Source organism: Saliniramus fredricksonii (assembly GCF_900094735.1).
GTDB lineage: Bacteria > Pseudomonadota > Alphaproteobacteria > Rhizobiales > Beijerinckiaceae > Saliniramus > Saliniramus fredricksonii.
Genome location: NZ_FMBM01000002.1, coordinates 85,452 through 105,418, shown reverse-complemented (window position 1 = coordinate 105,418; position 19,967 = coordinate 85,452). Strand labels below are relative to the sequence as shown.

Annotated in this window: 16 protein-coding genes and 1 tRNA gene; 1 reads left to right on the top strand and 16 read right to left on the bottom strand. The window is 65.5% G+C overall.

The annotated features are described in order from the left end of the window. Positions 1 to 49: 49 nt before the first annotated feature. Genes atzF through GA0071312_RS07030 form a run of 5 tightly spaced genes read right to left on the bottom strand, consistent with a single transcriptional unit; the run spans position 50 to position 7,062 of the window. Complete coding sequence (gene atzF / locus GA0071312_RS07050) at positions 50 to 1,879, bottom strand: allophanate hydrolase (RefSeq protein WP_074444376.1); 1,830 nt, start codon at positions 1,877 to 1,879, stop codon at positions 50 to 52. Positions 1,880 to 1,890: 11 nt separating this feature from the next. Further along, complete coding sequence (locus GA0071312_RS07045) at positions 1,891 to 3,546, bottom strand: dipeptide ABC transporter ATP-binding protein (protein ID WP_074444375.1); 1,656 nt, start codon at positions 3,544 to 3,546, stop codon at positions 1,891 to 1,893. A gap of 10 nt (positions 3,547 to 3,556) precedes the next feature. Continuing rightward, on the bottom strand, positions 3,557 to 4,429 hold the full coding sequence (locus GA0071312_RS07040; RefSeq protein ID WP_074444374.1) for an ABC transporter permease: 873 nt from the start codon (positions 4,427 to 4,429) through the stop codon (positions 3,557 to 3,559). Continuing rightward, entirely contained in the window at positions 4,426 to 5,451 is a 1,026-nt protein-coding gene (locus GA0071312_RS07035) for an ABC transporter permease (protein ID WP_074444373.1), read from the bottom strand. The genes GA0071312_RS07040 and GA0071312_RS07035 overlap by 4 nt, the downstream gene beginning before the upstream one ends. A gap of 3 nt (positions 5,452 to 5,454) precedes the next feature. After that, positions 5,455 to 7,062, bottom strand: a complete 1,608-nt coding sequence (locus GA0071312_RS07030) for an ABC transporter substrate-binding protein (RefSeq protein ID WP_074444372.1) — start codon at positions 7,060 to 7,062, stop codon at positions 5,455 to 5,457. A gap of 149 nt (positions 7,063 to 7,211) precedes the next feature. On the opposite strand from GA0071312_RS07030, the gene GA0071312_RS07025 reads away from it, so the two are divergent. Further along, entirely contained in the window at positions 7,212 to 8,102 is an 891-nt protein-coding gene (locus GA0071312_RS07025; protein ID WP_074444371.1) for a LysR family transcriptional regulator, read from the top strand. Between the two features lie 134 nt (positions 8,103 to 8,236). Here GA0071312_RS07025 and GA0071312_RS07020 read toward each other — a convergent pair. The 11 genes from GA0071312_RS07020 to bamA all read right to left on the bottom strand — a co-directional run bounded on the left by GA0071312_RS07020 (position 8,237) and on the right by bamA (position 19,920). Further along, positions 8,237 to 8,312 (bottom strand) — tRNA-Ala (locus GA0071312_RS07020). Between the two features lie 127 nt (positions 8,313 to 8,439). After that, positions 8,440 to 10,860 carry a phenylalanine--tRNA ligase subunit beta gene (gene pheT / locus GA0071312_RS07015; protein WP_074444370.1) on the bottom strand — a complete coding sequence of 807 codons (2,421 nt, stop codon included), beginning with the start codon at positions 10,858 to 10,860 and terminating at the stop codon, positions 8,440 to 8,442. A gap of 100 nt (positions 10,861 to 10,960) precedes the next feature. Next, positions 10,961 to 12,043 carry a phenylalanine--tRNA ligase subunit alpha gene (gene pheS / locus GA0071312_RS07010; protein ID WP_074444369.1) on the bottom strand — a complete coding sequence of 361 codons (1,083 nt, stop codon included), beginning with the start codon at positions 12,041 to 12,043 and terminating at the stop codon, positions 10,961 to 10,963. Positions 12,044 to 12,222: 179 nt separating this feature from the next. Beyond that, positions 12,223 to 12,594 carry a 50S ribosomal protein L20 gene (rplT, locus tag GA0071312_RS07005; RefSeq protein ID WP_074444368.1) on the bottom strand — a complete coding sequence of 124 codons (372 nt, stop codon included), beginning with the start codon at positions 12,592 to 12,594 and terminating at the stop codon, positions 12,223 to 12,225. Positions 12,595 to 12,624: 30 nt separating this feature from the next. Next, complete coding sequence (gene rpmI / locus GA0071312_RS07000; protein ID WP_074445976.1) at positions 12,625 to 12,828, bottom strand: 50S ribosomal protein L35; 204 nt, start codon at positions 12,826 to 12,828, stop codon at positions 12,625 to 12,627. A 175-nt stretch (positions 12,829 to 13,003) separates the two neighbouring features. Then, the gene (gene lpxB, locus GA0071312_RS06995; protein ID WP_074444367.1) at positions 13,004 to 14,197 is read right to left on the bottom strand and encodes a lipid-A-disaccharide synthase; all 1,194 of its coding nucleotides are present in this window, start codon (positions 14,195 to 14,197) and stop codon (positions 13,004 to 13,006) included. Then, positions 14,194 to 15,063, bottom strand: a complete 870-nt coding sequence (locus tag GA0071312_RS06990) for an LpxI family protein (RefSeq protein ID WP_074444366.1) — start codon at positions 15,061 to 15,063, stop codon at positions 14,194 to 14,196. Before GA0071312_RS06990 ends, lpxB begins: the two co-directional genes overlap by 4 nt. Position 15,064: 1 nt before the next feature. Further along, entirely contained in the window at positions 15,065 to 15,868 is an 804-nt protein-coding gene (gene lpxA, locus GA0071312_RS06985; RefSeq protein ID WP_074444365.1) for an acyl-ACP--UDP-N-acetylglucosamine O-acyltransferase, read from the bottom strand. A 61-nt stretch (positions 15,869 to 15,929) separates the two neighbouring features. Beyond that, the gene (gene fabZ / locus GA0071312_RS06980) at positions 15,930 to 16,388 is read right to left on the bottom strand and encodes a 3-hydroxyacyl-ACP dehydratase FabZ (protein WP_420819966.1); all 459 of its coding nucleotides are present in this window, start codon (positions 16,386 to 16,388) and stop codon (positions 15,930 to 15,932) included. 47 nt (positions 16,389 to 16,435) lie between these two features. Then, complete coding sequence (gene lpxD, locus GA0071312_RS06975; protein WP_074444363.1) at positions 16,436 to 17,569, bottom strand: UDP-3-O-(3-hydroxymyristoyl)glucosamine N-acyltransferase; 1,134 nt, start codon at positions 17,567 to 17,569, stop codon at positions 16,436 to 16,438. Positions 17,570 to 17,625: 56 nt separating this feature from the next. Beyond that, entirely contained in the window at positions 17,626 to 19,920 is a 2,295-nt protein-coding gene (gene bamA, locus GA0071312_RS06970) for an outer membrane protein assembly factor BamA (RefSeq protein WP_074444362.1), read from the bottom strand. Between the last annotated feature and the right edge of the window lie 47 nt (positions 19,921 to 19,967).

Below are 19,967 nucleotides of genomic sequence, written 5' to 3'. Positions count from 1 at the left end.
GCCTGATTCCGGGGGGAAACCGAAGCGGAAATTCGCCACCGCGTTCTGTTCAGGCCCGCGCAGCGTCGCCGGCCTGGCGCGACGCAAGGTAACCGCGCCAGCCGCCGAAGCCGCTGATATCCTGCGCGCCGGCAAGGCCGGCGCTCTCACACAGGAAACCGGTGACAAAACTGCCATCTTCCAGTGCGATCCGGCCCAGCCCGAGCGGGGCGGGGATCTGCGCAAGCAGCGCACCGATCGCGGTTTGCGGCAGGGCCCAGATTTCCAAAGCAATAGCGTGGCCGCCGCTTTCCCGGCGCACCAGGCCGGGACGCGCCGGCGGGCCGCCGGCGAGGGCGTGGAAGCCGTAACATGGAGCCGTGCGGGCTTCGTGCAGGAAGCGCCCGCCCAGTTCCAGAAGCTGGCCGTTCAGGGGAAGCCCGGCCATATGCGCGCCGCAGACCGCGATCGCCATCTCGTCATCGGCCGGTTCCGCCGGCATCGCGGGGGCGGCGATCCCCGCCACCGCCCGCGTGAGCCGTGACGCCTCCGTCGCGAGCCGCCCGTCGGCTCCCGCCCGGCCGATCAGCGTCACGCTGCCCGGACGCCCGTCCTCGCGCGGCGCGACGGGGACGGTGAGCGCGCAGAGATCGAGCAGATTGACGAAATTGGTATAGGTCCCGAGATTGCTGTTGGGCGTGATCGGATCGGCGGCGAGATCGGCGCAGCTGTAGAAACGCGGGATGCTCGGCACGACGAGATAATCGAAATCCGCCATCAGCTGCACGCAGTGCCGCCGCAGCTCCGCGAGGCGATAGATCCCGCGAAAGGCATCCAGAGCGCTCATCCCCCGCGCCTTGCCGATCACCTCCCGGGTGACCGGATGGATCGCCTCGGGCTCGCTCTCCATAAGTTCCGCGATCACGCTGTAGCGCTCGGCCACCCAGGCGCCGTCATAGAGCATCTGTGCGACATCGTGGAACGGCCCGAAATCGATGGGGGTGATCTCGGCCCCGCGCCGACGCAGGGTCTCGAGCGTCGCCGAGAAACTCTCCGCCTGCAGGCTGTCACCGAAGAAGCGCAGGCTCGCGTGATCGGGAACCGCGATGCGCGGTGCGGGAAGCGGCGCCGGCGGGGGCGCCATGCGCAGGGGCCGCGCATAGGCATCCGCCGCGTCGTAACCCGCCATCACGGCACAGACGGCATGGGCGTCCTCGACGTTGCGGGCGAAGACCGAGATCGTGTCGAGGGTGCGGCAGGCGGGAACGACACCGCCGGCGGAGACCGCGCCCAGCGTCGGTTTGAGGCCGACAATCCCGTTAAGCGCCGCCGGCACCCGGCCCGATCCCGCCGTATCGGTTCCAAGCGCGAAGGGCACCACCCCATGGGCCACCACCACGGCGGAGCCGGAGGAGGAGCCGCCGGGGACGATCGCCGGATCGAGGGCGTTGCGCGGCACGGGGTGCGGGGTGCGGGTGCCGACGAGACCGGTGGCGAACTGGTCGAGATTGGTCTTTCCGATGGGGATCGCCCCGGCTTCACGCAGCCGCGCCACGGCGAAGGCATCGGTTTGCGGATAACGGGTAAAGGCCTCGCAGCCGGCACTGGTCGGCATGCCGGCCACGTCGATATTGTCCTTCACGGCGAAGGGCACGCCCCAGAGCGGACGGGCGGGATCGAAGGCGCCGAGCGCATCGGCTTGCGCCAGAAGGGTTTGCGCCACTTCGAGATGGATGAAGATTCCCGGATCATCGATATCCGCCAGCCGCGCCAGCAATGCGGTCATCACGGCGCGCGGCGTGATGCCGTCTGCATAGGCCGCGCGCAGATCTGCCAGGGTGCAGGGCAGGTCTTCGAGGCCGGCGGCATGATCCGCAGCCAGGGCAGGATCGAGGGACATGAGGCGCTCCTTTACTCTGCGGCTCTGACGGTTTCGCCGGTGGACCGGTCGAGCATGGGCGGTTTCGGCGCAGCGGCGAGGAGTTCGCGGGTATAGGGATGCTCTGGATCCTGCATCACCCTTGCCGACGGCCCGGCCTCGACGATGAGCCCGTCGCGCATGACAAGGACGTGGTCGCAGAGCAGGCGCACCACGTTCAGATCGTGGCTGACGAAGAGATAGGTCATGTTCAGCCGCGCCCGCAGATCGGCCAGCAGGTTGAGCACCACCGCCTGGATCGAGACATCGAGGGCGGCGGTGGGCTCGTCCAGGATCAGGAAATCGGGATCGAGGGCGATGGCGCGCGCGATCCCCACCCGCGCCTTCTGGCCGCCCGAGAGCTGGTGCGGGTAGCGCGTGAGCAGCTGTCCCGGCAGACCGGTGAGATGGGCAAGCTCGTCCACCCGCACCCCGAGCCGCTTGCCGGACATGCCGCCGAGTCGCCGTAACGGTTCGGCGATCGCATCGAAGGCATTGTGGCGCGGGTTGAGGCTGTCGGTGGCATCCTGGAAGACCATCTGGATCCGCCCCCGGCGCGAATCGCGGGCGAAGCGATCGGCGGGAATGCCGGCAATGTCGCTGCCGTCGAAGACGATGGCGCCGGCGCTCGGATCGAGCAGCCGGACCAGCATGGCGGATGTGGTCGACTTGCCGCAGCCCGATTCGCCCACGAGCCCCACCGATTGTCCTTCGCGGATATCGAAGGAGATCCCCTTCACGGCCTGGACCGGACCGGACTTGCCCGCGAAGGTCTTTTCGAGGCCGACCACTTCGACAAGCTTGCGGCGACCGGGACTGTGCTGCGGCTCGGGCCCGCGCGCCTCCGCGGGCAGGAGCTCGCGGATTGCGACACCCGGGCGTGGGGTCGCGTCGATCAGCTTGCGGGTATAGGGGTGTCGGGCTGCCGCAAACAGCGTCGCGGAGGCCCCGCTCTCGACGATCTCGCCATCCTTCATCACTGCGAGGCGATCGCTGTATTGGGACGCGAGGCCCAGATCATGGGTAATGATGATCGCTGACATGCCGCGTTCGCGGATCAGCTCGCGCACCAGGTCCATCACCGCCTTCTGGGTGGTGATGTCGAGCCCGGTCGTGGGTTCGTCGGCGATCAGGAGTTTCGGATTGCAGGCGAGCGCGATGGCGATGACCACGCGCTGGCACATGCCGCCGGAGAGTTCGAACGGATAGGCGTGGTAGCGCGCAGCCGCATCGCGAATCTTCACGGCTTCGAGGGCGGCAATGGCTTTTGCCTTCGCGTCACGACGCTCCGCCCGGCCATGCTGCAGCAAAACGTCCTCGACCTGCTTGCCGATCTTGCGGATCGGGTTGAGCGCCGCGCGCGGGTTCTGGAAGATCATCGAGATCTCGCGCCCCCGGATCGCCCGCATCGCCCCCTCGCGCGCCCGGCGCAGATCCTGCCCGTTCCAGCTGATCTCGCCCGCATTGATGCTGCCACCGGCATCGAGGATGCGCATCAGGGCGTAGGAGGTGACGGATTTGCCCGATCCCGATTCGCCGACGATGCCAAGCGTCTCGCCGGGGCCGAGATCGAAGGAGATGCCGCGCACCGCCTCGACCGCGCCGCGACGGGTGCGGAAACCGACGATCAGATCCTTGACCGAAAGCATGGCGGTCTCCTCAGGTGCGGCGTCTGGGATCGACGATGTCGCGCAGACCGTCACCCATCAGGTTGAAGGTGAAGACCGCGAGCATCAGCCAGAGACCCGGAAACAGGGCGATCCACCAATGTCCCGAGACGATGAAATTCGCCCCTTCCGCCACCATGATCCCCCATTCGGGTGTCGGCGGGCGCACGCCCAGCCCGATGAAGGAAAGCCCGGCGGCGTTGAGGATGGCCCAGCCCATATTCAGCGAGACCTGCACCATCATCGGCGGCAGGGCGTTGGGGAAGATGTGGAAGGCAAGCACGCGCGCATGGGAATTGCCGGCCAGTCGTGCGGCCAGGGCGAAGCCCGCCTCGCGGCGGATATTCACCTCGGCACGCACCACCCGGGCATAGAAGGGGATATTGATGATCGCGGTGGCGTAGATGATGTTTTCCACCGAATTGCCCAGGGCCGCGACGATCCCCATCGCCAGAATGAAGAGCGGGAAGGCCATGATCGTATCGAGTATGCGGTTGAGCACAGCATCGATCCAGCCGCCCCAATAGCCGGCGACGGCCCCGAGAAAGGCGCCGATCACGAAGGAGATCGCCACGGCGGCCACCGAAATCGTCAGATCGAGGCGCGTTGCCACGATCACCCGTGAGAACACGTCACGCCCGAGCTGGTCGGTGCCGAACCAGTGCGCCGCAGAGGGCGCCTCGAGCGCGCGCGCGGCATTCGTCGCCAGCGGATCATAGGGCACCAGATACGGGCCGATCAGCGCCGACAGCACGATGAAGCCGAAGAGCGCGAAGGACAGGGCCGTGACCGGGTTTTCGCGCAGCACGTAAGCGATATGCGCGATCTGGCCCGAAGCGGCGGCGGATGAGACGGGGCTGCTCATTTCGCGGAAAATCCGATGCGCGGATCGATCAGCGCGTAGCTGAGATCAATCAGGAGATTGAGCAGGACGAAGAGCAGCGCCATCGCGAGCACGAAGCCCTGCACGGCGGCGTAATCCGATTGCACCAGCGCCTCCACCGCATAGGAGCCGATTCCCGGCCAGGCGAAGACCTTCTCGACCAGCACATTGGCGCCGAGCACGAAGGAGAACACCATGCCCAGCGTCGTCACCACCGGCAAAAGCGCGTTGCGGAAGGCATAGCCGAACAACACCTTCGACGGCCTCAGCCCGGCCGCGCGGGCGGTGCGGATGTAATCGGAGGAGAGCGCGCCCAGCATCGCGGCACGGGTCATGCGCGCGATCGGGGCGAGGGTGAACAGCGCGAGGGTAACCGCCGGCAGGGCGATCTGGCGCAAGGCCCCGAAGAAGGTCTCGGTATCGCCGTCGATGAGCGTATCGATCAGGTGGAAACCCGTCACCCGGGGTGGATCGAGATAGATGAAGTCGAGCCGACCCAGCGGCGAGGGCGCCCAGCCGAGCAGGTAATAGAAGACGTAGATCAGGAGGATGCCGGTGAAGAAGGTCGGCAGCGAGACCCCCGCCGTCACCACGACCCGGCAGAGCTGGTCGATCCAGCTACCCTGGTGCACGGCGGCGAGCAGGCCCAGCGGGATCGCCACGAGACACGCCAGAAGCAACGCGGTGAGCGTCAGTTCGAGCGATGCGGGCAGGCGCATGGCGAGATCGGTCACGACCGGCTGGCCCGTCACTACAGAGCGCCCGAGATCGCCCTGGAGCAGCGCCCCGCAATAGATCAGGAATTGCTGGATCAGCGGCTTGTCGAGCCCGAGCGCCTCGCGCACCTGGGCAATCGATTCCGGTGTGGCGGCGAGCCCCGCGAATTGTACGGCGGGGTCACCTGGCAGCGCCCGCGTCAGGATGAAGCTGATCACGACGACCCCGAAGATGACCGGGATCGTCTGAGCCAGGCGCCAGAGAAGCGGATGTCTGCGCCCCGCCATGGCTCAGGCTTCCCCGCCATTCAGGGGACGTATGTCGAGCTGGCGGTGGAACCAGAATTCGTAGCCCCCCGCCCCGTTCATGGCGACGTTCAGCGCCGGCTGGTAGAGCGGAATGCGCGGCAGATCCTCGATCACATGCGCAAACATCTGCTTGATCAGCGGCGCATATTCCGGATCGTCCATCGCCATGTGCAGGGTGCGTTCGGTCAGTTCATGGACCGCTTCGCTGTCGTAGGCGGAGGAGTTGAACAGCCGGTCCTTCTGATAGGCCCAGAAGAAGTAGTAGCAGGGCGTGTTCAGCCAGCCGCCGAAATTCTCCAGATGCAGATCGAGGGATTTGTCGACAAGCGCCACCGTGCGCCAGTTGGCTCCGGGAATGCGATCCACCGTGACCGTGATGCCGATCCGCCCGAGCGCCTCCTGGATCAGCAGGGCTGTGGGCTCCATCCAGTCGACCAGATCGAGGCTGATCGAGAGCGTGACCTCGAAACCGTCCGGATAGCCCGATTGCGCCAGATATTCACGCGCCGTGTCGAGGTTCGTGTCATAGGGGAAGGGGCGCGGCCAGACGATGTCATCGATCTCCTCCGGCCCACCCCAGAGCCTGGCGCCCCGGCCATAGGCCGCGCTCTCGAAAATCGCCTCATAGGGCACCGCATAGGCCACGGCCTTGCGGACATTCGCGTCCTGGAAGGGAGCGAATTTGGAATTCAGGCACAGGCAGTGCATGCAATTCTCGATCGGCGTGGAATGCACGGTCAGGCTGTCGGCCAGTTCCGCCGCGTCGCGATCGGGAATGTCCATCGAGATCTGCACGTCGCCGCGCTCCACCAGCGCCCGGCGCGTGGCGGCGGAGGGGACCTCGCGCACGATGACCCGGCGGATCGCGGGCAGTTCACCACCGACCCAGGCGTCGTTGCGCTCATAGACGAGCTGCTGCCCCTGATCCCAGCGCGCCACCTTGTAGGCGCCCGAACCGGCCGGGTTCATGTGCAGATATTCCATCGCCCAGGGATCGTCCCCGGTGGCATTGGCCTTCGCCACCTTCGAATTGATGATGAAGGGCACCGGCACGGCGAGATTGGGCAGCGACAGTTTGGACGGGTAGTCGAGCCTGACCACGAAGGTCTCCTCGTCGACGGCCTCGAACTGATCGGGCCGGAAGAACCCGCCCGCACGCATTTGCGTCGAGGGGAAACCGCCGGCCAGCACGGCCCGGTCGAAGGACCATTTCACGTCCTCGGCCGTGACCTTCGTGCCGTCCCAGAAGGTGGCGTCGGGCTTGAGCTTGAAGGTGATGGTCAGCCCGTCATCGGAGATCGTCCAGCTCTCGGCCAGTTCCGGCACGATGGTGTCGTAATCGTAGGACATCTCGCCGCTGGGCAATTGCTTGGCGCCGAAGCCGACCAGCCGGTCATAGCAGTTGATCGCGACCTGGTAGCTCGCGCGGTTGGTGCCGACGCGGTGCAGATCGAGGCTGTTGATGGTCTGGCCGAAGACGGTGACGAGCGTGTCACGCTCCTGCGCCTCGGCGGGAAGGATGCGCAGGAAGGGCAGGATGCCGGCGCTGGCGGCTGAAGCGAGGAAGGCGCGGCGATCGAGTGTCGGCATGGCAGACTCCGGGAACGGGGTGGGCAGTAGCAGCGGCGGGGAATCGCGGTCGATCCCGAGGATGGACCGAGCATGCCGCGTTGCGCCCGGTTCGTAAAATGCTAAGATTTCACCGGATCGGTGCATTCAGTGCACCAGTGGAGGCGTGTATGCGGCATATGGAAACCTTCCGGCTGATCGAGGCGGTGGCCCGCGCGGGTTCGATCCGCAAGGCGGCGGAGGATGCCGGCCTGACGGCCTCGGCCCTCAACCGGCGGATCGCGCGGTTCGAGGACGAATTCGGTGCAAGGATTTTCGAGCGTCTCGCACGCGGCGTGCGCCTCAACTCTGCTGGCGAACTCGTCTTGCAGCATTATCGCGCCCAGCGCTCGGACATGGCCCGGGTGCAGAGCCAGGTCGCCGATCTCAAGGGCGTGCGGCGCGGCCATGTCACGATCGCCTGCAGCCAGGCCCTGCTGCCGTATTTCATGCCCGAACAGATCGCCCGTTACCGCCGCGAGCATCCCGGCGTGACCTTTGCGGTGAAGGTGCGCGACAGGGCCCGCGCCGAGGAGGAGCTGGCCGCCATGCGCAGCGATCTGGCTCTGGTTTTCGAGCCGCAGCTGATGGTGGATTTCGAGGTCCTCCATCAGATTCCGCAGCCCGTCTGCGCGGTGCTTGCGCCTGATCACCCGCTTGCCGGCCAAGACGAGCTCCGCCTGCGCGACTGCCTCGATCATCCGCATATCGCCCCGGCAGCGGGCTATGGCGTGCGCTATCTGCTCGACATGGCGGCCCGGCGCGGCAGCCGGCAGGTCGAGCCTGTCGTCGAGACCGAATCCTTCGAACTGATCCGCCACTACGTGCTGCACGAGGGCGTTGTGGGCTTCCAGATCCCGATCGGATTGCGGCCCGGCGGCGCTTCCGGGCTGACGGTGCGTCCCATCACAGCCCGCGACGTCCCGCCCGGGTTGCTGCTGCTCGGCCAGATGAAGGGGCGCGTCCTGCCCGTGGCGACCTCACGCTTCGCCACACAACTCGTGCAGGCCCTGGGCGAATGAGCGCAGCCCGGAACCCGACGAAAGGCGCCGGGTCCCGGAGACATTTCACGGGCTAAACCGGACCCGCCCGGGGCACAGCGCCCGAAACACCGTCGGAGTTCCGGCATGCAAGCATTTGGCGAGGTTTTTGGAAATGGTGGAGCTGAGGGGATTTGAACCCCTGACCTCTGCAGTGCGATTGCAGCGCTCTCCCAACTGAGCTACAGCCCCTGACCAGCGCGGTTTTCACCGCCGGTTGGTGTGGCGGTGATAAGCGCGTGCGCAGCGTCTGTCAATCGCGATTGCGCGCGGATTTTCGCCCGCGCGCAGGCTTTTTCGACGACGCCGCCCGCCCCCCTCAACCGCGCAGCGTGCCGCCGGTCTTGCGGGCGACTTCCGCGACGATCTTTTGCGACACCGCCTCGATCTCGGGATCGGTCAGCGTCTTTTGCGCCGGCTGCAGCGTCACCGCGATCGCCACCGATTTGCGACCCTCGCCGACATGCTCGCCCTCATAGACGTCGAATACCTCGACCCCGGTGACGAGATCGCGCTGTGCGCCCTGCGCCGCGCGCAGGATATCGGCGGCAGCGATGTCACGATCGACCACGAAGGCGAAATCGCGGGTCAACGGCTGAAGCTCGGAGAGTTCGAGCTTCGCGCGCGCCCGGGTCGGCTTCGCCTTCGGCGCGGGGATGGCGTCGAGGGTAATCTCGAAGGCGACGAGCGGGCCCTTCACGTCGAGCGCCTTGAGCGTGGCGGGGTGCAATTCGCCGAAATGGCCGATCACGTTCTTCGGCCCGAACTGCATGCGCCCTGAGCGCCCCGGATGCAGATAATCGGGACCGCCCGGCACGATCTGCAACTTCTCGACCGCGACGCCGAGAGTGGCGAGCAGCGACAGCGCATCCGCCTTGGCATCGAAGACATCGACATTGCGTGTGCCCCCATCCCAATGCCGGCCGGCACCTTGCGGTCGCGCCGTGCCACGGCGAATGCCGGCGGCGCGCATCTTCTGGCCTTCCGGCGTGTCATCCTCGAAACATTGGCCGACTTCGAACAGCGCGACGTCGCCGAAACCGCGATCGGCATTGCGCTGAGCGGCGCGCAGGAGCCCCGGCAACAGGCTCGGGCGCATGTCGGAGAGTTCCGCGGCAATCGGATTGGCCAGCGCGAGCAGGTCATGCCCGCCGCCGAAGGCGATCGCGTCCTCACGGGAAATGAAGGACCAGGTCACCGCCTCCGACAGCCCCCGGGTGGCGAGCGCCCTGCGCGCCTGGCTGGTGCGCTTTTGCAGCAGCGTCAGCAGCGGCTTGACCACGCTCGCCTCGATCCGCCCGAGCGGCACCGCTTCGATGCGGTCGAGCCCGGCAATGCGCACGATCTCCTCGACGAGATCGGCCTTGCCCTCGACATCCGGACGCCAGGAGGGCGGCAGCACCTTCACCTCCTCGCCCGTGCCGGAAATATGGAAGCCGAGCTGTTCGAGGATCGCATGTGCCTCCGCCCTCGGCAGATCAAGGCCGGAGAGACGCTTCGTTTCCGCGAAGGGAAAGCTGATGATGCGGCTGGGATCGGGGATCGTACCGGCGAGATGCGTCTTCGAAACGCTGCCACCGCACAGATCCAGTACCAGCTGCGCTGCGAGATCGAGGCCCGGCAGGGTGTAATTGGGATCGACGCCGCGCTCGAAACGGTAGCGCGCATCGGTGATGATGCCGAGCTTGCGCCCGGTCTGGGCGACGTTGAGCGGATCCCACAGGGCCGATTCGATCAGCACATCCGTGGTATTCTCGTCGCAGCCCGAATGCTCGCCACCCATGATACCGGCGAGCGATTCCGGGCCGTTCTCGTCGGCGATCACCACCATGGTGGAATCGAGCGTATAGGTCTTGCCGTCGAGCGCGAGCAGCTCCTCGCCGTCGCGCGCCTTGCGCACCACGAGCGCGCCCTTCACCTTCGCCGCATCGAAGACGTGCAGCGGACGCCCGCGATCATGGGTGACGTAATTCGTGATATCGACAAGCGCATTGATCGGGCGCAGCCCGATGGCGCGCAGGCGGCGCTGCATCCAGTCCGGACTCGGGCCGTTCTTCACGCCGCGCACCAGACGCAGGGCGAAAGCCGGGCACAGATGCGCCTCACCGGGCAGATCAAGCCGCACGCCGATCGGGCTCTCGCCCTCGCTGGCCGGCGCGGTGGCCTGCTCCTGGCGCAGGGTGCCCAGCCCCGCCGCCGCGAGATCGCGGGCAATGCCCCGGATCGCCGTGCAATCGGGGCGGTTCGGCGTCAGGCTGATCTCGATCACCGGATCGTCGAGCTTCGCATAGGTGGCGTAGAGCGCGCCCACGGGGGCGTCTTCCGGCAGATCGATGATACCGTCATGATCCTCGGAGAGTTCGAGCTCGGCCTCCGAGCAGAGCATGCCGGCGCTCTCGACGCCCCGGATCACGCCGACGCCGAGCGTCAGGTTCTTGCCGGGAATGTAGGTGCCGGGCGGCGCGAACACGCTCTTCATGCCCGTGCGCGCATTCGGCGCGCCGCAGACCACCTGGATCGGATCGCCTTCGCCGGCATCAACCTTGCACACGCGCAACCGATCCGCATCGGGATGCTGCGTGGCCTCGATCACGGAGGCGATGCGATAGGCGGCGAGTTCCTGCGCCTTGTCGGTGACGCCCTCGACCTCGAGCCCGATGGCATCGAGCGCAGCCACGATCTCGCTTAGCGTCGCCTGCGTCTCGAGATGATCCTTCAGCCAGGACAGGGTGAATTTCATGGTCGTATTCCCGGATTATCGGATGTAAGGCGCGCTTTCATGAAGCGTACGCCCGTAACTCCCTCCCCCGAGAGGAGTGGGCTAATGGCGCAAGCGCGATTCACGACGACAATCCCCCCGCCAGTGTCGGCAGGTCGAGGGGGCGGAAGCCGTAATGCTGCAGCCAGCGGATATCGGCCTCGAAGAACGGGCGCAGATCCGGCATGCCGTATTTCAGCATGGCGATGCGGTCGATGCCGAGCCCCCAGGCGAAGCCCTGATATTCATCCGGGTCGAGCCCGCAATTGCGCAGCACGTTGGGATGCACCATGCCGCAGCCGAGAATCTCGAGCCAGTCCTCGCCCTCGCCGAAGCGGATCTCGCCGCCCTTGCGCGAGCACTGGATATCGACCTCGGCGGAGGGCTCGGTGAAGGGGAAGAACGAGGGGCGGAAGCGCATCTTGACCTCGTCCACCTCGAAGAAGGCCTTGCAGAATTCCTGCAGCACCCATTTCATGTGGCCGATATGGGCTTTCTTGTCGATCACCAGCCCCTCCACCTGATGGAACATCGGGGTGTGGGTCTGGTCGGAATCGTGACGATAGGTGCGCCCGGGAATGATCACGCGGATCGGCGGATTTTGCGCCGTCATGGTGCGGATCTGGACCGGGCTGGTATGGGTGCGCAACAGCTTGCGCGCGCCGGTCGCGTCCGGCTGCATGAAGAAGGTATCGTGCATCTCCCGCGCGGGATGGCCCTCGGGGAAATTGAGCGCGGTGAAATTCAGGTAATCCGTCTCGATATCGGGGCCTTCCGCTACGGAAAAGCCCATATCGGCGAAGATCGCGGTCAGTTCGTCGATGACCTGGCTGATCGGGTGGATGCGCCCGCGCGTCTCGGGCCCCTCGCGCACCGGCAGGGTGACATCGACCCGCTCGGCGGTGAGGCGTGTTTCGAGCGCTGCGGCGGCGAGTGCCTCGCGGCGGGCATTGATCGCCTGCTGGACTTTGTCGCGCAAGCCATTGATCACGGCGCCTTGCGTCTTGCGCTCTTCCGGCGTCATGCCGCCGAGCGACTTGAGCAGATCGGAGATCGTGCCTTTCTTGCCGAGCGCGGCAACGCGCAGCCGTTCAAGCGCCGCCTCGTCCTCGGCCTCGGCGATACGGGCGAGCAGATCGCCTTCGAGCTGTTTGAGATCGGTCATCGGTCCCTCTGATGATACGCCGGGAGATCAAGCGCGCGGCGCGGGGACCGTCAAGCCCGAAACCACGCCACGACGCGCAAAGCGCCGAAAAAATCGACGCCGCCGCCGGAAATGGCCTCACAGGGCTGGGCGGACCCATGCGAAACGCTTTCGCATGGGTCATGAGCGGTAGATACGCCTTACGCGGCCTGCTGCGCCGGCAGCGCCGCCTTCGCCTGATCGACGAGGGCGGTGAAGGCCGCCGGCTCGTGGATGGCGAGGTCGGACAGGACCTTGCGATCGACCGTGATGCCAGCCTTGTTGAGGCCGTCGATAAATCGCGAATAGGTCAGGCCGTGTTCACGCACGGCGGCGTTCAGGCGCTGGATCCACAGGGCGCGGAAGGTGCGCTTCTTCGCCTTGCGGTCGCGATAGGCGTATTGCATGGAGCGATCCACGGCGGCCTTGGCCGTGCGGATCGTGTTCTTGCGGCGGCCGTAGAAACCCTTGGCGAGTTTCAGGACCTTCTTGTGCTTGGCGTGGGCGGTAACGCCCCTCTTGACGCGAGCCATGATGGTTCTCCGTATAGCGTGTCGTGATGATCAGCGGGAATTGGGCAGGAAATACTTGCGCACGTTGCGGGCATCGCCCTCGAACATGACCGCAGTACCGCGCTGGTCGCGGATCTGCTTCTTCGTCCGCTTGATCATTCCGTGCTGCTTGCCGGCCTGGGTACGGATCACCTTGCCGGTACCGGAGAGTTTGAAGCGCTTCTTCGCGCTGGCTTTGGTCTTCAACTTGGGCATTTCGCTCATTCTCCTGAGGCGCGTGGAAGCAACGGGTGCACCCCGCTTCCGCTCGCCGACATGTTTGCTGTTCGAGCAGACGATCCGACACGGCAGCCCTTGATCAGCCGGACGGATCAGTGAGAGCCGCAGCTTATGACAGAACTGTGCTGCCCGTGCAAGGGCCGCAACGCCATCAACCGGCGGGCAGGCGCCCGCGCGCCGCCATCGTCTCGCGCACCAGCCGGGCAGCCCGATCACTGGGCGCCTCGTCGCCGATATCCATGGCTGCATCGAGCCGCGCGAAGCCTGCCAGTTGCGCATCGCGGGCAGGGCCCGGGGTGACGATCGCCCGCAAAGCATCAGCCAGCGGACCGGGCGCGCAATCGGCCTGGATGAATTCCGGGATCACGTTCTCGCCGAGGATCAGGTTGGCCAGGACGATGCTGTCGACCTTGATGAGATGCTTCAATTGCTCTTCCAGCCGCGAGACCTTGTAGGCCACGACCATCGGCACGCCCGAGAGCGCGAGTTCGAGGGTCACGGTGCCCGATGCGGCCAGCGCGGCCTGCCCCCTGCGGAAGGCGGCGCATTTCGCCTCCTCGCCCTGCACGATCTGCGGCACGATCGGCCAGTTACGCGTGATCTGGGTGATCTCCGGGGCAAGATGCGCGATGGCCGGCAGAGTCAGATTGATCTCGCCTTCCCAGCTCTCGCAAAAACGCGCGAGCGCACCGGCGAAGGGCTCGGCCAGACGCCGCAATTCCGAACGTCGGCTGCCGGGTAGAACGAGCAATTCCAGCGGGCCGTCACCGAGCGGACGGCGTTCTCCCTCGGCCGGCTGCAGCGCATCGCGGCGCTCGATCAGCGGGTGTCCGACATAGCTGCAGGGCGGCCCGCCCAGACGCTCATGCGCGGCAGGTTCGAAAGGTTTGAGCGCGAGAACATGATCGATATAGCCCCGCATTTTCCGTGCGCGGCCCGGTCGCCAGGCCCAGACCGAGGGCGAGACGTAGTTGATGATGGGGATCTGCGGCGCACGCTTGTGCACGCGTTTCGCGATCGGCTGGGTGAAATCCGGGCTGTCGATGATCACCAGCGCATCGGGATCGTGCGCGACGATATCGGCGATGACGCGATAGGCCCGTGCGACGATACCGGGCAGCTTCGCGATGACCGGCACAAGCCCCATCACCGAGATTTCCTCCATCGCGAACAGCGATGTCAGCCCCTCGCGCTGCATGCGCGCGCCACCGAGGCCGAAGAAGACAAATTCCCGATCAGGCTGCGTGCGGCGCAGCGCCCGCATCAGCTCGGCCCCGAGCTGATCGCCCGATTCCTCACCGGCGACCAGGTAGATGCACAGGGGCCGTGTCGCGTCTTCGCTCATGATTGCGCCATCTCCTGCGGATCGAAGGCGGCGAGGAACAGGCCGCGCCGGTCGGCTTGCGCGATCATCTTCTCGCGCTCGACGACGAGGGTCTGACCGGCGCCGACGGCAATCCCGGTGATCCCGGCTGCCGCGGCCCGCACGACCGTGCGTGGCCCCACCGCCGGCAGATCGACCCGCCGCTCCTGCCCGGTCTTGGCCGATTTGACCAGAATCCCGGCATCGCGCCGGCGCCGCAGCAGGTAGCCGCGCGACAGCCCGGCGACGCGCGCGAGCATCCGGTCGGTCCCCTCCGCCCCCTCGATCGCGGTGACGCGCTCACCGCAGACGACCAGTCCCTGGCCGATATCATAGGGTGAGAGATCGGTCAGACAGCGAAATCCGGTGCGCACCGGGGCCAGGGCCATATCCGGAACCGGGACGGCGCCGAGCGGCCCGACCGGCACCAGCAGGTCCGGGGCGATTTCATGGGCGCCGATGACGCGGTGGCCATGCTCCTCGATCATCCCGATCACCGCCCGCAAGAGATGATCGTCGCCGCGCGCCAGCAACTGCCTGAGTTCGGCGCTGTTGCGATAGGCCGCGAGCGCACCGAGAAAGGCGGCGGGATGCGGGCGCGTGACGGCGCCGGCGAGCACCACCGCCTCCGGCTGCCAGCGCGCCAGCCAGCCGATCGCGCCGGAAATGTCGAGAAGATCGATCACCGCATCGGCCTGCCGGCGCAGGCTGCGATCGGCGAACCCGCGCAGGGCGAGCAGGCGGTGAGGACGCTGTGTACGCACCAGCGCCTCGAGCAGGATATGCGGCAAGGCCCCGCCGCCGGCGAGGATCGCGACCGGCCCTGATGCCGTGGCCGGAGCGCCCATCTCAGATGCCGGTTTCACGCGGCGTCAGGACCGAGCGATCCCCGCCGGCGCGGATGAAAGCGAGAATTTCGCCGACGGTGACATGGTCCGGGTGATCGGTCGCGACATCCTCCATGCGCTCCTTCAGCGTGCCTTCATTGGCGAAGAGCAGGCGGTAGGCGCGGCGCAATTCGTGTATGCTGTCGCGCGAGAAGCCGCGCCGGCGCAGGCCGACGATGTTGAGACCCGCCAGGAAAGCACGGTTGCCGACCGCCATGCCGTAGGGGATGACGTCCTTCTCGATGGCCGACATGCCGCCGATGAAGGCGTGATGGCCGATGCGCACGAATTGATGCACGCCGACGCCGCCGCCGAGAATGGCATAATCGCCGATGATGCAATGGCCGGCGAGCATCACCGTGTTCGACAGGACGACATTGTTGCCGATGCGGCAATCATGCGCGACATGGGCATAGGCCAGAATGAAGCAGCGATCGCCCACGGTGGTCAGGAAATCGCCCGCCCTGGTGCCGGGATGCACGGTCACGCTCTCGCGGATGATGCATTCCTCGCCGATCACCACCCGGGTCGGCTCGCCGTTGTATTTCAGATCCTGCGGCGGGTGCCCGATCGCGGCGAAGGGAAAGATGCGCGTGCGGGCGCCGATTGTCGTATCACCCGTGACGACGACATGGCTGAGCAGTTCGCAGCCGGCACCGAGTTTCACCTGGGGACCAACGAGACAGAAGGGGCCGATCCGGCAGCCGGGGCCGATTTCGGCGCCGTCCTCGATGATGGCGGTCGGGTGGATGACGGTTTCACTCATGCCGGATTGTGCTGCCTCATTGTTTCGATCAGGCCAATTTGCGGTTTGACTTGCAATTCATCTATTTCGGGAAAACCAGCATGGCACTGAGATCAGCCTCGGCCACGATCTGGCCGTCGACCTTCGCCTCGCCGTGATACCACCACATTGTGCGCCTCTGCGCCGTGCGTTGCATGTGGAACTCAACCACATCGCCCGGGACGACAGGTTTGCGGAACTTCGCCTTGTCGATCGTCATGAAATAGACCTCCTTCGGCGCCTCAGCATCACCAAAACGACTGGCAACGCAGATCGCCCCGGCTGTCTGCGCCATGCCCTCGATCAGGAGCACACCGGGAAAGATCGGGCGCGTTGGAAAGTGACCGGTGAATTGTGGTTCATTGATGGTGACATTCTTGATGCCGATGCAGGAGAGATCCGCGTCGATCTCGATGATCTTGTCGACCAGCAGAAACGGATACCGATGGGGCAGATAGGTCATGATCTGCATGATATCCGCTGTCATCAAGGTTTTCGGCATATCCGACATGCCCAACGCTCCTCCATGCCCGGTGGGCACCCGCCCCCTCAAGACGCCGCACCGTTATCGGGCGGCGTGTCGTCTTTGGCCGAATCGGCGCCCGATGCAAGTGTTTTGCGTGCACCGGCTGCGCTTTCATCGCCATGCTGCTTGCGCGCAGCGAGTACCTTGAGCGTGGTCATTTCACGGAACCACTCGCGCATCGGCTTGGCGGGCGTACCGCCCCAGCGCGCGCCGGGCGGCACATCTGAATTGACATTGCTCGAGGCTGCGATCTGCGCGCCCGTCCCGATGGTGACATGGCCGATAATGGCGACCTGTCCGCCGAGGACGACGTAATCCTCCAGCGTGGTTGAGCCGGCAATCCCGGTTTGCGCAACGATCACGCAATGACGACCGATGATCACATTGTGGGCGATCTGGACCAGATTGTCGATCTTGGTGCCCTCGCCGATCACCGTGTCACGGCTTGCGCCGCGATCGATCGCGGAATTCGCGCCGATCTCGACGTCATCCTGGATGATCACCCGGCCAACCTGGGGGACCTTGCTATGACCGCCCGCCCCCATGGCGAAGCCGAAACCGTCCTGTCCGACGCGCACGCCAGCATGGAGGATGACCCGATTACCGATGAGGGCATGTATCACGCTGGTATTGGCACCGATACTGCAGTCGCGTCCGATCTTCACATGGGGACCAATCACGGCATTCGCGGCAATGATGGTTCCGGCACCAATCTCGGCATGCGGCCCGATCACCGCGCCGGGATCGACACGCACGCCACTCTCCAGTTGCGCGTCGGGATGCACGACGCTGCCGGGTGCGATACCGGGTGTCTCGAACAGACTGCCGGGGCGCATCGCTTCCGGGTAGAGATGGGCCAGAACGGCAGCGAAGACGGGATAGGGCTTGTCCAGTATGAACGCTGCCGCGCCGTCGGGAATGGCGGAGGCGAATTTCCGTGCAACCAGGAGACAGCCTGCCCGGCTCGTCGCCAGCGCTGCGACATAACGCGGATTGTCCATATAGGCGACCGCATCGGGCCCGGCCTGCTCGAGGGGCGCGGCCCGATGGAATCGGCGCGCCGGTTCCAGACCCTCTGGAACGGGTATTGATGCGATTTCGGCGATCTCGGCCAGCGAGATCGCCGAAGCGGCAGGAAAGAAAACGGGATCGGCCATGGCTGTTTATGCGCATTACGCTACGGCGAGGCAAGCCCGCCGAAGCGCAGCCCACATCAGAAGCTCGTACCACCGGAGAAGCGGAAGGCCTGCGTGCGGTCGCCGGAGGCTTTCGATGTGGCGATCGCGTAATCGAAGCGGATCGGCCCGAGCGGTGAGCGCCAGATCAGACCGGCACCGACCGAGGAGCGAATGCTGCGCGAGTTACGAACGTCGAACGCCTGCCCATCAAAACTGCGCATGCCGTCATAATCGAACAGGGTGCCCGCATCGGCAAAGACGGCCCCCTTGATCCCGATGGCGCGCGGCAGCAGCGGAATTTCGAATTGCACCTCCAGTGAACCACCGAAATACGTGGTGCCGCCGAGGCCGGTATTGCGCGTCGGATCGGCATCGCGGGGGCCAATGCCACCCGATTCGAAGCCACGCACCAGATCCGCACCCTTGAAGAAATGGTCGTTCATGCGCAGGTTGCGACTGCCAAAGCTGGAGATATGGCCGGCCTGGGCGCGTGCAATCCCGACAACGCCTTCCGTCAATTCATGATAGTAGCGCGCATCGCCGGTCACCCGGAAGTAACGCGCATCGCCACCAAGCCCCGCAATCTCCGGAGTGACCTCCACGAGCCAGCCATTGGTCGGCTCGTTCATGTCATCAATGGAATTATAGATGAAGGACACGCCCACGAGGGAGGTGGTGCGCCGCCCCTCGGATTCGAGCAGCGCCGGAGACGCATTGTTGCGGAAGCCGTCCGGAATTGTGAGCCGTTGTTGGAAAAGCGAATACTTTGGCGCGATCGTGAACTCTTCCGTGATCGGAATGCCGAACCGGATCGTGCCGCCTTCCGTGCGATTCTCGTAGCGCGCGAATGTCCGCTCTTCATTATAGCGCGAGAACAGGTCAATCCCCGCAGATAAACGGTACCCCAGGAAATAGGGCTCCGTGAAGGAGAAGTCGTAGCTCTGTGAGCGCTGTCCGAAACCACCGGAAATCCGCACGGCCTGGCCGCGACCGAGGAAATTGTCTTCGGAGAGAGACACTTCGCCGAGGAAGCCGTCAGCCGTCGAATAGCCGCCGCCGACACTGAACGACCCCGTGGCCTTGTCTTCGACCTCGATGTTGATCACCACACGATCCGGCGACATGCTCGGCTCGTTGGTAATCCGCACATCCTCGAAGAAACCCAGGTTCCGCAGACGGCGCTCGGCCCGGTCGAGCAGGACCTTGTTGTAGGGGTCACCCTCACCAAGATCGAGTTCGCGGCGGATGACGTTGTCGCGGGTGCGCGTATTGCCGCGGATATTGATCCGCTCGATGTAGACGCGCGGCCCCTCCTCGACCACATAGGTGAGATCGACCGTGCCTTCCGCTTCATTACGGACACCGACAGGGCGCACCTGCGCAAAGGCATAGCCACGCTGCGCAACGGCAGTGGTCATGTCGACGAGCGTCCGCTCCACTTCGGTGGAATCGTAGATACCCCCGGTGCCGGTCGCAACGCGCTGGCGCAATTCTTCCTCGGACACGTCGGGAATACGCGAATCGACGCTGACGTCCCCGACGCGGTAGCGCTGCCCCTCATCGACCGTGATGGTGATGACATAACCCTTGCGATCCGCATCAAAGACCACATCGCTGCCGACGACCTGCATGTCCGCATAGCCGCGGCGCATGTAATAGCGGCGTACGGATTCGAGATCGGCCGCGAGTCGATCAGGATCATAGACATCGGTCGTGCTCAGCAACGTGAAGATGCTGCTGACCTCGGAGCTCATCGCATCACGCAGACGCCGGCTCGAAACCGAATCATTCCCCACGAAATCGATCGCACGAATATTGGTGCGCGCACCCTCGTCGATGGTGAATACGACGTCGATGCGCCCGTTTTCGAGCTCGACGGTACGCGGCGTGACTTCGGCGAGCGCACGGCCCGAGCGGCGGTACAGTTCGCGGATGCGGCGCACATCCTCGTCGACGGTTGCGGGGTTGTAGGGACGGTTGGAGCGCGTCTGCATCTCCGGCAGCAGCGCCTCACTGCGCAGGCGACGATTGCCCTCGAAGGCAACCCGGTTGATCACCTGGTTCTCGGCGACCCGCACCACGAGCGATCCGCCCTGGCGGGAGACACGGACATCACTGAACAAACCCGTCTCGACCAGATTCCGCCGCGCTTCGTCCGGGCTCGACCCGACCACATAGGACCGGATCGTGTCGGTATCGACGCGGCGATTGCCCTCGACGACCACCTGCTGCGCGAAAGCCTCGGAGACGCCGAAGGCTGCCATCGCCATGGCGAGTGCTACCGTCGTCCGTTTCGCCGTCACGCTGCGGCGCGCGTTCTTGCTCGACATGTACTGGCCCGTCTCATTCTGGTTTGTCGCGGGTTTTGCCCCGAAGC